The 13,971-nt window shown below is 72.6% G+C and carries 13 protein-coding genes and 1 tRNA gene; 7 read left to right on the top strand and 7 right to left on the bottom strand.

The window, feature by feature from the left end; translation table 11 throughout:
- Nucleotides 1-73 precede the first annotated feature (73 nt).
- Both ppk2 and AAG742_RS05010 read right to left on the bottom strand, forming a co-directional pair.
- The gene (ppk2, locus tag AAG742_RS05015) at nucleotides 74-988 is read right to left on the bottom strand and encodes a polyphosphate kinase 2 (RefSeq protein WP_248115035.1); all 915 of its coding nucleotides are present in this window, start codon (nucleotides 986-988) and stop codon (nucleotides 74-76) included.
- A gap of 203 nt (nucleotides 989-1,191) precedes the next feature.
- Entirely contained in the window at nucleotides 1,192-1,695 is a 504-nt protein-coding gene (locus tag AAG742_RS05010; RefSeq protein WP_343282394.1) for a hypothetical protein, read from the bottom strand.
- Between the two features lie 275 nt (nucleotides 1,696-1,970).
- Here AAG742_RS05010 and AAG742_RS05005 point away from each other — a divergent pair, with 275 nt between their 5' ends.
- On the top strand, nucleotides 1,971-3,359 hold the full coding sequence (locus AAG742_RS05005) for a YncE family protein (protein WP_298713299.1): 1,389 nt from the start codon (nucleotides 1,971-1,973) through the stop codon (nucleotides 3,357-3,359).
- Nucleotides 3,360-3,450: 91 nt separating this feature from the next.
- Here AAG742_RS05005 and AAG742_RS05000 read toward each other — a convergent pair whose 3' ends face one another.
- Nucleotides 3,451-3,810, bottom strand: coding sequence for an AzlD domain-containing protein (locus AAG742_RS05000; RefSeq protein WP_248115038.1), 360 nt, complete (start codon nucleotides 3,808-3,810; stop codon nucleotides 3,451-3,453).
- On the bottom strand, nucleotides 3,807-4,640 hold the full coding sequence (locus AAG742_RS04995) for an AzlC family ABC transporter permease (protein WP_319074983.1): 834 nt from the start codon (nucleotides 4,638-4,640) through the stop codon (nucleotides 3,807-3,809). Before AAG742_RS04995 ends, AAG742_RS05000 begins: the two co-directional genes overlap by 4 nt.
- Nucleotides 4,641-4,919: 279 nt before the next feature.
- Here AAG742_RS04995 and AAG742_RS04990 point away from each other — a divergent pair, with 279 nt between their 5' ends.
- On the top strand, nucleotides 4,920-6,044 hold the full coding sequence (locus AAG742_RS04990; protein ID WP_343282393.1) for a C40 family peptidase: 1,125 nt from the start codon (nucleotides 4,920-4,922) through the stop codon (nucleotides 6,042-6,044).
- Between the two features lie 69 nt (nucleotides 6,045-6,113).
- Here the strand turns inward: AAG742_RS04990 and AAG742_RS04985 are convergent.
- From AAG742_RS04985 to AAG742_RS04975, 3 genes are all read right to left on the bottom strand, one after another.
- Nucleotides 6,114-6,187 (bottom strand) — tRNA-Val (locus tag AAG742_RS04985).
- Nucleotides 6,178-6,699, bottom strand: a complete 522-nt coding sequence (locus AAG742_RS04980) for a redoxin domain-containing protein (RefSeq protein ID WP_343282392.1) — start codon at nucleotides 6,697-6,699, stop codon at nucleotides 6,178-6,180. Before AAG742_RS04980 ends, AAG742_RS04985 begins: the two co-directional genes overlap by 10 nt.
- A gap of 16 nt (nucleotides 6,700-6,715) precedes the next feature.
- On the bottom strand, nucleotides 6,716-7,147 hold the full coding sequence (locus AAG742_RS04975) for a DUF3052 domain-containing protein (RefSeq protein ID WP_343282391.1): 432 nt from the start codon (nucleotides 7,145-7,147) through the stop codon (nucleotides 6,716-6,718).
- 268 nt (nucleotides 7,148-7,415) lie between these two features.
- On the opposite strand from AAG742_RS04975, the gene aceE reads away from it, so the two are divergent.
- From aceE to AAG742_RS04950, 5 genes are all read left to right on the top strand, one after another.
- Nucleotides 7,416-10,166, top strand: coding sequence for a pyruvate dehydrogenase (acetyl-transferring), homodimeric type (aceE, locus tag AAG742_RS04970; protein ID WP_298713284.1), 2,751 nt, complete (start codon nucleotides 7,416-7,418; stop codon nucleotides 10,164-10,166).
- 109 nt (nucleotides 10,167-10,275) lie between these two features.
- Nucleotides 10,276-11,466 (top strand): helix-turn-helix domain-containing protein, encoded by a 1,191-nt coding sequence (locus AAG742_RS04965; RefSeq protein ID WP_343282390.1) that lies wholly within the window; start codon nucleotides 10,276-10,278, stop codon nucleotides 11,464-11,466.
- 79 nt (nucleotides 11,467-11,545) lie between these two features.
- A complete protein-coding gene (locus AAG742_RS04960) occupies nucleotides 11,546-12,463 on the top strand; it encodes an ACP S-malonyltransferase (protein ID WP_343282389.1) in 918 nt (305 codons plus the stop codon).
- A gap of 52 nt (nucleotides 12,464-12,515) precedes the next feature.
- Nucleotides 12,516-13,568 carry a beta-ketoacyl-ACP synthase III gene (locus AAG742_RS04955; protein WP_343282388.1) on the top strand — a complete coding sequence of 351 codons (1,053 nt, stop codon included), beginning with the start codon at nucleotides 12,516-12,518 and terminating at the stop codon, nucleotides 13,566-13,568.
- Between the two features lie 61 nt (nucleotides 13,569-13,629).
- Nucleotides 13,630-13,875 carry an acyl carrier protein gene (locus AAG742_RS04950; protein ID WP_248115047.1) on the top strand — a complete coding sequence of 82 codons (246 nt, stop codon included), beginning with the start codon at nucleotides 13,630-13,632 and terminating at the stop codon, nucleotides 13,873-13,875.
- The last annotated feature ends 96 nt before the right edge of the window (nucleotides 13,876-13,971 follow it).

Here is a 13,971-nt window from a genome sequence, read left to right as displayed (position 1 = left end):
GAGCCTCCTGTGCGGGGGTGGATGCGTGCGGGGGCGGAGTCCCGCCCGCCCCCGCCAGCCTAGCGGCCGAGGGTCAGTCCCCGACGGCGTCGCGGCCGCGGCGGATGATCAGCGGGTCCGGCTCACCCACGACCTCGTGGTCCTTGCCCTCGTACTCGAACTGCGTGAGGAAGTAGCGCATGGCGTTGAGCCGGGCGCGCTTCTTGTCGTTCGAGCGGATGGAGATCCACGGGGCGTGGTCCGTGTCCGTGTGCAGGAACATCGCCTCCTTGGCGTCCGTGTAGGCCTCCCAGCGGTCCAGGGACTCGAGGTCCATGGGCGAGAGCTTCCACTGGCGGACGGGGTCGATCTGCCGGATCGCGAAGCGGGTGCGCTGCTCGGTCTGGGTCACGGAGAACCAGAACTTCGTGAGGTGGATGCCGTCGTCCACCAGCATCTTCTCGAAGAGGGGCACCTGGTTCATGAAGCGGCGGTACTGCTCGTCCGTGGAGAAGCCCATGACGCGCTCGACGCCGGCCCGGTTGTACCAGGAGCGGTCGAAGAGGACCATCTCGCCCACCGTGGGGAAGTGCTGGATGTAGCGCTGGAAGTACCACTGGCCCTGCTCGCGGTCCGAGGGCTTGTTGAGCGCGACGACCCGGGCCATGCGGGGGTTGAGGTGCTCCGTGAAGCGCTTGATGGTGCCGCCCTTGCCGGCGGCGTCCCGGCCCTCGAACACGAGGATGTGGCGCTGGCCCGTGTCCTCGGACCAGTACTGCAGCTTCAGCAGCTCGATCTGGAGGCGGTACTTCTCCAGCTCGTACTCCTCGCGGGACATCCGCTCCTCGTACGGGTAGTCCTCCTTCCACGTCTCCACGGCGCGGCCCTGGGGGTCGATCAGGTCCGGGTCGTTGGTGTGACCGTCGGTGACCGTGTAGCCGCCGTCCCGCAGCTTGTCGATGAACTCACGGAGGTTCTCGCGGGGGGCGTCGGGCTGCAGCAGCTCCATGGGCCTTCTCCTTCGGTGGGGTGAGGTCGCGGAGCGGCGGCGCCGCCGCTCCGGGGCTCCGGCGCGGGGTTCGCGCGGACCGTTCTGGCTCCCATTATGGTCCGGAGCCCGGACACGGCCGTGGAGTGGGTCGTCCCGCGAGATGAACAGCCGGTGAACCCTGCCGCTCCGTCGAAGGGCGACAGCGGCCGGCCCGGGCAGGGTCAGCGCCGGCGCACGGCTCCGACGAGCTCGTCCACGGCCGCCACGGCGGCCCGAGCCGCGTCGACGTCCGCGAACTCGGCCACCGCATCGTCGTAGCGCGCGTGACCGGGGAGCTTGAGGCCGACGCTCGCACCGTCCACGGCGGGGAGGATCCAGAGCCGGGCCCGCGCGTCCACCTCGCGGCCCTGCGCGAGGTCATCCTCCTCGAAGTCCTTCTCATAGCCGGCCCACTCGACGCCGGGCCGGGCGGTGTCGGCGCCGTCGAGCACGTCCGTCCCGCCCATCCGCAGGTAGGTGACCGACTGCAGCAGGGCGTCCACCGTGCGCGCGGCGGCCCGCCCGGCGAGCTCGTCCTGGAAGACGGCCAGGCGGCGCCAGCCGGCGTCGTCGTTGAGGAGCAGGAGCGTCTGCGCGGCCTCCGGTGCGCTCACGATGGCGAGATGGCGCGCGCGGCCCTGGGCGTCGGCGGGCAGCTTCCAGAAACCGAGGGGCGTGGCGGACATGGGGCACCTCTTCAGGGGGACGTGCGGGGTGGGGCCTCCCACCCTACGCGGACGACGGCGCCCCGGCGGCCGCCGCCATCGCCTGGCGCATCGTCCGCACCCGCGTGGGCCTTGAGCTCGGGACTGTCCTCCTGGGGCATGGTCCGACCCTCCTGGAGGACGTGGGTCGGACCGAGACCCAGGGCACTTCGCCCCTGCCGTCTCGCTATGATTGAGCTGTGTTCGGCGACGCCGTCGGACGTGCCGACCGACCACCTCACCCTTGGAGACCCCCCATGCCTCGACTGCACCGCGTCCACGAGACTGCCGACATCGCCGCCGACGCTCGTGCTCCGCGCGGCGTCGACGCCGCCCGCCCCCGGGCGCTGCGGCCCGCCGCCGCACTGCTCACCGTGGGCCTGCTGCTCACCGGCTGCGCCGGCACGGACGGCGGGCAGACGGAGAACGGGCAGGGAGCCAGCGCCTCCGCCACCCAGGACGGCGGCTCCGGGAAGGGTGACGCCGGCGCAGCTGCCTCCACCCGTGGCCAGGCCAGTGAGGCGCAGGGCCAGGCCGAGGAGTCGGTCTCCGAGGATCCGGCCGACTTCCCGGCGTCCAACACCACCACGCTGACGCACGTGGAGACCATCGAGGACCCCGGCCTGTCGTCGAAGTCGGTGGTCTCCAACCAGCACGGGCTCGTGATCGCCAACAACATGATGTACCGGCACAACGTCATGCTCCTCGACACCCGGAGCCGCGAGGTGGTCCAGACCCTCGAGGACACCGTGGACACGGACACGATGGGCATCGACGGTCTGTCCGGCGTGGTCAGCGGCTCCCCGGTGGAGGCAGCGTGGACCCAGGACGGCCAGTACGCCTATGTCACCAACTACCAGCTGACCGGCGGGGTGGGCACGGGCACCAAGCCGGATGACAACTGCACCGCCGGCTCGGCGATCGCCCCCTCCCTGGTGTACCGGTACTCGGTGAAGGACAAGAAGTGGGACGCCGCCTACCGGGTGGGCCGGGTGCCCAAGTACGTGGCTCTGTCCCCCGACGATTCCCGCCTGCTGGTCGCCAACTGGTGCGACGCGACCCTGTCCGTCCTCGACACCGGGTCCGGGGAGACCGAGCACACCATCCCCCTGGACACCATGCCTCGCGGCACCGTCGTGCTGCCGGACAACAAGACCGCCTACGTCACCGCGATGTGGGCGGACAAGCTCTTCCGCGTGGACCTGGAGGCCGGCACCGCCGAGGTGGTCCTGCACACCGGCCCCCAGCCGCGCCACCTCACCCTGTCCCCGGACGGGAAGACCCTCTACATGACGGTCGCCGGCGCCGACCAGATCGTGAAGCTGGACGCCGCGACCGGCACGGTCCTCGCCACGGCGTCGGCCGGGGATGAGCCGCGCTCCATGGACATCTCCGCGGACGGCACGGCGCTGTACGTCGTCAACTACGAGGCCTCCACGGTGACCAAGATCGATGCCGAGACCCTCGAGATCCTCGACACGAAGCCGGCCGGCGAGAACACCGTCGGCGTCACCTACGACAAGCCCACCGGCCAGGTCTGGGTGGCCAACTACGGCGGCACCCTCGACGTCTACGACGACACCGACGGCGTCGGCCCGGGTGCCGGCGGCTCCGCGCAGCCCTCGACCGACACCGCAGGGAATTGACCGCGACCCGGCCGGTCACACCGGAGAGGACCGGCCGGGCAGAGGCCTCCTTGGGCAGGCGACGTCGGCGGCGTCCCGCTCGGCGGGCGTCTCAGAGGGCCAGGTTCACGAGCAGCACGTAGGCCAGCGTCCCCGCCCCGATGGACAGCAGGGTGCGCCGCCCGCCGAGCAGGTGGACGAGCACGGTCACGGCGCTCGCCGCGAGCGCGCAGCGGATGCGCGGCCAGTCGACCGGGTCGCCGGGGGCGAGGGCGGCGGAGTCGAGGATCATCACGACCGCGAGGATCGTCAGGATCCCGGCGGGCATCCACACGGCCAGGCGCGCCACGAGCCCGGACTCGCGAAGCGGGCGCAGCAGGGCGAACGGCAGGGCTCGCAGCAGGAAGGTCACGCCGCCGGACACCAGGGCCGCCGCCACGATGTACCCGGGGTGCACGGCCCCGTCGATCATCGTCCCCCCTCCCCGTCCGCCCCTGTGGGCCCGCCCGGCTCCCCGCCCGCGGCCCGGGGAGCCGGGGCGCCGAGCGCATGGACCGCCGGCAGCGGCAGGGCCACGCCGCTCTCGGCGGCGACGTGCGCCGCCACCAGCGCCGCCGCGAACCCGAGGAACGAGGCGACCAGCAGCGCGCCCGGCGCGACGACGAGCCCCACCCCGACGGCGGCCGCCGCAGCGAGCACGAGCGGGACGTGGCGGCGGGTGCGGGCGGCGTCGAGGGCGAGGACGATGAACAGCGCGGTGAGCGCGAACTCGAGGCCCTCCACCGGCGCCGGCAGCAGCCCCGCCGCCGCGACACCCACGAGACCGCCGGCCACCCAGTACAGGTGGAGGCTGATCTGGGTGGCGAGCAGACGCGGGGCCGTCCAGCCGCGGGGATGGGCGGCCGTGATGGCATAGGCCTCGTCGATGAGCCCGCCCATCGAGTACAGCCGCGCCAACGGGTTCCGCACCACACGCAGCGGGAAGCTGAACGCATAGAACACGTGCCGGAAGTTGAGCAGGAACACGGTCACGGCGATCCCCACCAGGGACGTCCCGGCGACGAGCAGGCTCACCATGAGCAGCTCCACCGAGCCGGCGAACACCACCAGGGACAGCAGCGGGGCCGTCCACCCAGGCAGGCCGGCCTGCACGACGAGCATCCCGAAGGCCACGCCCAGCGGCACCAGTCCCAGCCCCGCCGGCCCGGACAGGCGGATCCCCTCGGCCACCTCGGCGCGGCGGGACGGCGGGGCGTCCGGCGCACCGGACGCCGCGCGCGATGACGGTGTGACCTCACTCATGGTCGGCCCAGCGTGCCACAGCCCGTGCGCTCCCTCCGCCGCGACGACGCACGGTGACGAGACGGCGCGGCGCGGGTGATGCCCCGCAGGGCCACCTCCCGAGGAATCCGCGGTGGGGCGGACCACCGCTACGCTTGCTGATGACACCCGGCCGCCCGCGCAGCACGCCGCCGGACCTCCACCACCGGACGTGCCGCACCACCCTGGACCTCTCGCGAGCCGAACGCCGAGGGGTCCTGTCACGTCCGGAGGGGGCCCACAGACGAGGAGAACCACCGCGTGGAAGCCATCTCAGAACGCCCGCTCACCCGCCGCCGCACCCTGCGGGGGCTCGGCGGCGCCGGAGCCGTCGGCGCCCTGTGGCTGACGGGCTGCGCCACCGCGCCGACGACCTCCGCCCAGCAGACCGCCTCGTCGGCCGCGGCGTCGTCCGCGTCCCCCGTCGCGGAGACGGGGATCAAGGACCTCGCCGTGGGCGAGGACGCCGTGGTGCGCACCTCCATGACGACCGCCTGGCTCAAGCCCGGCCAGGGCCGCGGCTGGACGGACGAGCCCGTCATCAAGGCCGACGCCCGGCCGGACCAGTGGCTCTCCCGCATGGACGTGGCCCAGCAGCGAGGGCTGCTCGGCCGCACCGACACCCAGGCCGCCCTCGGCTCCCGCGTCACCGTCCGAGAGCTCTCCGGGGACTGGGTGAAGGTGAGCTTCCTGGACCAGGCCGCGCCGAACGACGACGGCCATCAGACCAGCTGGGTGCCGCGCGCCCACGTCGTGCGTGATCTCGGCTTCCTCTCCGCCCAGACGGCCGACGGCGCCCAGGTGGTGCGCGTGACCGCGGACAGCACCGGCGTGTTCGACGGCGAGGGCATGGAGCAGACCCTCGTGGTCGTGCCCTTCGACACCCGTCTGCCGCTGCTGGAGCAGGGCGAGAAGGCCTCGAAGATCCTGCTGCCGAACGAGCGCGAGGGCTGGATCGCCAGCGCAGACGTGGCGGTGGGCGAGCCCGCCCTCGGCACGGTCGAGCAGGTCTTCGAGACCGCGCGTTCCTTCGACGGGACGCCGTATCTGTGGGGCGGCATCAGCCCGTTCGGCATCGACTGCTCCGGCTTCACCTACACGGTGCTGCGCTCGCACGGCATCCTGCTGCCCCGCGACGCCGGCCCCCAGCTGAACCACTCGGGCCTGCCGAAGGTCTCCGCCGACGACCTCACCCCCGGCGACCTGCTGTTCTACTCACTCGTGCCCGGCGGCGAGAAGATCCGCCACGTCGCCCTGTACCTCGGCAAGGGACACGGCATCCACGCCCCCTTCGTGGGGCGACCGGTCTGCATCGAGACGCTGCAGGAGATCAACATCAAGCGCGACTACGCCGGGGCGGTGCGTCCCCGGTACGCCGAGGCCTGACGGCGGGCCCGCGCGGCCGACGACGACGGCCCCGGGACCAGGCGCATGGTCCCGGGGCATCGACACGAGTGGACCCAGAGGGACTTGAACCCCCGACCTGCTCGGTGTAAGCGAGCTGCTCTAGCCGACTGAGCTATAGGTCCGCGCTGCGCTCCAGGGTACCGGTGCGGCGCAGGTGCTCCCGCGTCGCCGCCTCGTGCGCGCTCCGCGAGCGCGCCCGGCCCGGCTCGGCGGCCACCCTGGCAACCTCGACGCCGGTCGCGTCCAGGAGCACGGAGACCCGTCGCGCCCGCCCCGTCTCCGGGTCGAACGCATCGCACGCAGCGGCCGCGGCCCCGTGGGGCCAGAAGTCGGAGAGCAGCGTGAGCCGCTCCCCCAGGCCCAGGTCCTCGCGCACGCGGCGCAGCACCGGAGCGGCGTCGCACGCGATCACCCGCACCCCGACGTCCACCGCGGCGAGCTCCTGCGCGAGGTCCGCGAGCCAGGCGAGCTCGCCGGTGCACACCGGGGTGAACGCCCCGGGGAGGAACGCCAGCCAGGTCGCCCGGGGCCGGCCGACTCCGTCGTCCGGATGCGGCACGCCGTCCGGTGTGGCGAGCGGGGGGAACGACCAGGACTGTCCGTGGTCGTCCCGCAGCGCCGGGGCCGCAGCCACCGCGCTTCTGCGCAGCTCAGCCACCGCGCTTCTGCACGAGCCTCTGGGCGGCCCAGTCGGCGCTCACGCCGGAGCCCGTGGTGGGGTGCAGCCCGGCCGTGGAGGCCGCCTCCTGCACGTCCGCCGGCGGCACGTGGCCCGTGCGGCCCGTGCGGGGCGTCATGATCCAGAGGGGGCCGGCGTCGAGGGAGCGCTGGGCGTCCACCAGGGCGTCGGCGAGGTCTGTGACGTCCCCCTCATCCGAGCGCCACCAGAAGAGGACGGCGTCCGCGGGCTCCTGGTCCTCCTCGGTCAGCAGCTGCTCCCCGAGCGCCGCCTCGAGGGCGGCGCGGAAGCCGTGGTCGACGTCGTCGTCGAACCCCCACTCCTGCACCAGGTCGCCCGGCGCCAGGCCGAGCTCCTCGAGCCGTGCCTGAGCAGCCGGGGTCTCCTGCGGCCCTGCCTCCATCGTGTGCGGTCCTCCTCCGGGACGGGACATGCGCCCCGTGCGGGGCGCGCGCCGTGCGTGTGCGTGACACGGCCCACCCTACGCCCGTGCGTCCGGGGCCTCCGGGTCCCAGACCACGCGCGCAGCCCACGGACGGCGCTAGGCTGGGCGCGACAGGCGCCCGTCCGCCGGAGCGAGTCCGGGGGCGCGGCGCGGCAGTGCGGGCGTATCCCGCCAGTGCAGCAGCACCGACGCGGAGCATCCCTCCGCACGAACACCAGGAGGCACCGTGAGCGCAGCCGAAGAGAGCTCCCAGATCCTGAGCGGTCTGACCAACCAGCTCCCGGACAAGGACCCGCAGGAGACCGCGGAGTGGATCGAGTCCTTCGACGGGCTCGTGGAGGAGCGCGGGACGGAGCGGGCGCAGTACATCATGCGCACCCTCATGCAGCGCGCCGGCGCCCAGTCGGTCGCCCTGCCCCACGTGACCACCACGGACTACGTGAACACCATCCCGGCCGACCAGGAGCCCGAGTACCCGGGCGACGAGGAGCTGGAGCGCCGGTACCGCAACTACCTGCGCTGGAACGCCGCGGCGATCGTGCAGCGCGCGCAGCGCGAGGGCATCGGCGTGGGCGGCCACATCTCCTCCTACGCCGGCCAGGCCACCCTGTACGAGGTGGGCCTGAACCACTTCTTCCGCGGGCAGGACCACCCCGGCGGCGGCGACCACATCTTCTTCCAGGGGCACTCCTCCCCGGGCAACTACGCGCGTGCCTTCCTCGAGGGCCGCCTCGCCGAGGAGGACCTGGACGGCTTCCGTCAGGAGAAGTCCAAGGAGGGCCACGCGCTCCCCTCCTACCCGCACCCGCGCATGAAGCCGGACTTCTGGCAATTCCCGACGGTCTCCATGGGCCTCGGCCCGATGAACGCCATCTTCCAGGCGCAGACCAACCGCTACCTCCACCACCACGGCATCAAGGACACGTCCGAGCAGCACGTGTGGGCGTTCCTCGGCGACGGCGAGATGGACGAGCCGGAGTCGCGCGGCCAGCTGCACATCGCCGCCAACGACAAGCTGGACAACCTCACCTTCGTGGTCAACTGCAACCTTCAGCGCCTCGACGGGCCCGTGCGCGGCAACGGGAAGATCGTCCAGGAGCTGGAGTCCTACTTCCGTGGCGCGGGCTGGAACGTCATCAAGGTCCTCTGGGGCCGCGAGTGGGATCCGCTGCTCGAGGCCGACGACGAGGGCGAGCTCGTGCGCATCATGAACGAGACGCTCGACGGCGACTTCCAGACCTACAAGGCCGAGTCGGGCGCCTTCGTGCGCGAGCACTTCTTCGGCCGCTCCTCCACCACCAAGGAGCTGGTGGCGGACATGAGCGACGACGAGATCTGGGGCCTCAAGCGGGGCGGGCACGACTACAAGAAGGTGTACGCCGCCTACAAGGCCGCGATGGAGCACAAGGGCCAGCCCACCGTCATCCTGGCCCACACCATCAAGGGCTACGGCCTCGGCAAGTCCTTCGAGGGCCGCAACTCCACCCACCAGATGAAGAAGATGACGGCGGACGACATCAAGGTCTTCCGCGACCGTCACCGCATCCCGGTCTCCGACGAGGTCATCGACAAGAACCCGTACGAGATCCCGTACTACAAGCCCGACGCGGACTCCCCGGAGATGAAGTACCTCATGGAGCGCCGCAAGGAGCTCGGAGGGTTCGTCCCCGAGCGCCGCGCGGACTACCACCGCATCCCGCTGCCCCCGGAGTCGGCCTACAAGCAGGCCCGCAAGGGCTCGGGCAAGCAGCAGGCCGCCACCACCATGGCCTTCGTGCGCCTGCTGAAGGACCTGATGCGGGACAAGAACCTGGGCTCGCGCTTCGTGCCGATCATCCCGGACGAGGCCCGCACCTTCGGCATGGACTCGTTCTTCCCCACGGCGAAGATCTACAACCCCAAGGGCCAGAACTACCTGTCCGTGGACCGCGACCTGTTCCTCTCCTACAAGGAGTCGCCGCAGGGCAAGCTCTACCACGTGGGCATCAACGAGGCCGGCGCCACCGCGGCCTTCAACGCCCTTGGCACGGCGTACTCGACGCACGGCGAGCCCATGATCCCGATCTACATCTTCTACTCGATGTTCGGGTTCCAGCGGACGGCGGACAGCATCTGGGCGGCGGCCGACCAGCTCGCTCGCGGCTTCATGATCGGCGCCACCGCGGGTCGCACCACGCTCGCGGGCGAGGGCACCCAGCACATGGACGGCCACTCGCCGGTCCTGGCGGGCACCAACCCGGCCGTGAAGCACTACGACCCGGCGTACTCGTACGAGATCGCGCACATCGTGCGCCAGGGCCTCGAGGACATGTACGGCGACCACGACCGCGGCGACGCGGTGCGCAATGTCATCTACTACCTCACGGTCTACAACGAGCCGATCGTTCACCTCGACGAGCCGGAGGACCTGGACGTGGACGGCCTGCTCAAGGGCATCTACCGCCTCTCCGAGGGCCAGGGCGACGGGCCGAAGGTCCAGCTCCTTGGCTCCGGCGTGGCCCTGCCGTGGGCGGTCGACGCGCAGCGCATCCTCGCCGAGGACTGGGGCGTGAGCGCCGACGTGTGGTCCGTGACCTCGTACAACGAGCTCTACCGCGACGCCGTCGCGGCCGAGAAGGACGCCCTCAAGGACCCCAGCGCCCCGGTGCGCACCCCGTTCGTGACGGAGAAGCTCGCGGGCGCCGAGGGCCCCGTGGTGGCCACCTCGGACTACACCACGTCCTGGGCCAACCAGATCCGGCCGTTCGTGACCCAGCGCTTCAGCGCGCTGGGCGCCGACGAGTTCGGCTTCGCCGACACCCGCTCGGCGGCGCGCCGCTACTTCCACATCGACACGCACTCCATGGTGGTGCGCGCCCTGCAGCTCCTCGAGCAGGAGGGCACGGTCGAGGAGGGCACCGCGGCGAAGGCGCACTCGATGTACCGGCTCAGCGACGTCAACGCGGGCACCACCGGCAACGCCGGCGGCGACGCCTGACGTCCCCGGCCGGCGCCCGTGCGTCGGCCCGCCCCGACGGCCGGCCGTCGTCGTCCCCGCTGTAGGAACCCCACAACCGGTCGCGTCGCGGGCCCCTAGGATGCTGTGCATGCCCGAACCCCGCGCCGCCGCGCCCCGCCCCGTCAGCGCCGAGGGTGTCGATCGGCTGCGCCGCCACCTGGGGGCCCTCAACACCACCGTCCTGCAGCGCCTCGATGCGACCCTGCCCTGGTACCGCGAGCTCTCCCCGGACGAGCGCAGCGCGCTCGGACTCGTGGCCCAGCGGGCCCTGCAGGGCCTCGTGGTGTGGTGCGAACGGCCGGCGGCCGGCGCGGACACCGTCCTCCAGGACGTCTTCGGGCCCGCCCCCACCGACCTCAGCCGCGCCGTGTCCCTCCAGCGTGCCCTCCAGCTCATCCGCACCATGGTGGAGGTCGTCGAGTCCACCGTCCCGGACCTCGTCGCGGAGCGGGACCAGGCCGCGATGCGCGAGCACATCCTGCACTACTCGCGGGAGATCGCCTTCGCCCTCGCGGACGTCTACGCGCGGGCCGCGGAGATGCGCGGGGCCATGGACTCCCGGCTCGAGGCGGTCCTGCTCGACGCCGTGCTGCGCGGCCAGGACCCGGACGAGATCCGCCACCGCGCCACCGCGCTCGGCTGGCACGACGACCACTGCGTGATGGTCATGGCCGGCTCCGCCCCGGGCGAGGACCAGCCCGCCTACGTGCCCGGGCTGCGCCGCGCGGCGGCCCGCCTCGACTGCGACCTCCTGGTGGGCGTGCAGGCCGAGCGTCTCGTCCTCGTCCTCGGCTCGGTCACCGACCCCCGGGCCGCCGCCGAGGCGCTCACCCCGTGGTTCGCCGCCGGACCCGTGATCGCGGGCCCCGCGGTGGACTCGCTCGTGGAGGCGCACGTCTCCGCCCACCACACGCTCGCCGGGCTCGGCGCCGCGGCGGCGCACCCGCGCGCCCCCCGCCCGACGCCGTCCGGGGACCTCCTGCCGGAGCGCGTGCTGATGGGCGACCCCTCCGCTCGCGAGGCGCTCGTGGACGGTGTCTGGGCACCCCTCGCCGACGCCGGCTCCTCGCTCCTCGAGACCGTGGACACCTACCTGGCCCTCGGCCGGTCCCTCGAGGCCACCGCCCGCGAGCTCTACGTGCACGCGAACACCGTCCGCTACCGGCTCCGGCGGGTCAGCGAGCTGACCGGGTGGGACCCGCTCGTGCCGCGCGACGCCTACGTGCTCCAGACCGCGATCGCCGTGTCCCGCCTCGCCGAGGGCCGCCCACTCTTGTAGGAACCCTCCAAACGCCTCCGTGCGGGTTCGTGCCTGCAGCGGGAGGCGGGAGGCGCGCCCGCCTGACACGATGGAGGGCATGCTCGCGATCGTGTGCCCCGGACAGGGCTCCCAGACCCCCGGCTTCCTCGCCCCCTGGCTCGAGATGGACGGGACCCGTGAGCTCCTGGAGGAGCTCTCCGACGCCGCCGGCGTGGACCTGGTCCGCCACGGCACGGTCTCGGACGAGGAGACCATCAAGGACACCGCGGTCGCCCAGCCGCTCATCGTCGCGGCGGGGCTCGTCGCCGGATCCATCCTCGAGGCGGACGCCTCCGACCCCGCCACCACCGTCCTCGCCGGCCACTCCGTCGGCGAGATCACCGCCTCCGGCCTGGCGGGCGTCCTCTCCCCCGCCGAGTCGCTGGCGCTCGTCCGCGTCCGCGCCACGGGCATGGCCGAGGCCGCCGCCGCCACGCCCACCGGCATGGCCGCCGTCGTGGGCGGGGACCAGGAGGAGGTGCTGGCTGCCATCCAGGCCGCCGGCCTCACCCCGGCCAACGTCAACGGCGCCGGCCAGGTGGTGGCGGCGGGCACCCTCGAGGCGCTCGCCGACCTGAGCGCCCCGGCCCGGGCGCGCGTGATCCCCCTGAAGGTGGCCGGCGCGTTCCACACCGAGCACATGTCCCCCGCCGTGGACGCCCTGGCGGCCCACGTGCACACGCTCTCCCCGGCCGATCCGCGGCTTCCCCTGCTCTCCAACCGGGACGGCGCCGCCGTCGCCTCGGGCGCCGAGGTCCTGGAGCGGATCGTGGACCAGGTGACGCGCCCGGTGCGGTGGGACCGGTGCATGGACGCCCTCGCCGAGCGCGGCGTCACCGGTGTCCTCGAGCTCCTGCCCGGCGGTACGCTGACGGGACTGGCCAAGCGCGGCCTGAAGGGCACCGCCGCGCTGGCGCTGAAGAGCCCCGAGGACCTGGACGCGGCCCGCGCGTTCCTCGCCGAGCACTCAGCCTGAGCACCGCCGCCCCCCTCCCGCGCAGAGACGAACAGACGCAGAGAAGAGCATCATGACCGTCACCCTGAAGCAGCTGGACCGCCCCGTGGCGAGCCGCATCGTCGCCGTCGGCGCCTGCCGTCCCGCGAACCTCGTGCCGAACGAGGACCTCGTGGGGCCCATCAACTCCTCCGACGAGTGGATCCGGCAGCGCACGGGCATCGTCACGCGCCAGCGCGCGACCGCGGACCAGACCGTGGTCTCGATGTCCGTCGACGCGGCCCGGGAGGCCCTCGCCTCCGCCGGACTGGAGGGCTCGGACCTCGACGCCGTCATCGTCTCCACCGTGACCTTCCCCCACGCCACCCCCTCGGCCGCAGCCCTGGTGGCCCACGAGATCGGTGCGACCCCCGCCCCCGCCTACGACGTCTCCGCCGCGTGCGCGGGCTACTGCTACGGGGTGGCCCAGGCCGACGCGCTGGTGCGGGCCGGCACCGCGAAGCACGTGCTCGTGGTGGGCGTGGAGCGCCTCTCCGACGTCATCGACCCCACGGACCGCTCCATCTCCTTCCTGCTGGGCGACGGCGCGGGCGCGGTGATCGTCTCCGCCTCGGACGAGCCCGGCATCTCCCCCTCGGTGTGGGGCTCGGACGGCGAGCGCTGGGAGACCATCTCCATGACCCGCTCACAGCTGGACGTGCGCGACGCCGTCGAGCACGCCCGCACCACCGGCGACGCCTCCGCGATCACCGGCGCCGAGGAGATGCTCTGGCCGACCCTGCGCCAGGACGGGCCCTCCGTGTTCCGCTGGGCCGTGTGGTCCATGGCGAAGGTGGCCCGCGAGGCGCTGGACCGCGCCGGCGTCGAGCCGGGCGACCTGGCCGCCTTCATCCCGCATCAGGCCAACATGCGCATCATCGACGAGTTCGCCAAGCAGCTGGCGCTGCCCGAGTCCGTGGTGGTGGCCCGGGACATCGCCGACGCGGGCAACACCTCCGCCGCGTCCATCCCGCTGGCCATGCACCGCCTGCTCGCCGAGCACCCCGAGCTCTCGGGCGGCCTCGCCCTCCAGATCGGCTTCGGCGCCGGCCTCGTCTACGGAGCCCAGGTGGTGCGCCTCCCCTGAGGCGTGCGCATCTGATTCACTGACCCAGTACACCGAAACACCTACCTGAAGGAGACGCCCCATGGCTTCCAAGGAAGAGATCCTCGCCGGCCTCGCCGAGATCGTGAACGAGGAGACCGGCCTCGACACGGCCGACGTGCAGCCGGAGAAGTCGTTCACCGACGACCTCGACATCGACTCGATCTCCATGATGACCATCGTGGTCAACGCCGAGGACAGGTTCGGGGTGAAGATCCCGGACGAGGAGGTCAAGAACCTCAAGACCGTCCAGGACGCCGTGGACTTCATCGACGGCGCCCAGGCCTGATCCAGGCCCACCCCGTGCGGAGGGCCTCTCGGCCCGCCGTGCCTCGCAGGACCGTGCCGGAGGCGCCTGATCCGGGCGCCTCCGGCCCCCGCTCGC

The organism is Micrococcus sp. 2A, from assembly GCF_039519235.1.
Taxonomy (GTDB): domain Bacteria; phylum Actinomycetota; class Actinomycetes; order Actinomycetales; family Micrococcaceae; genus Micrococcus.
The sequence above is the reverse complement of the archived record's forward strand: the minus strand, read 5'-3'. Positions and strand labels throughout refer to the sequence as shown.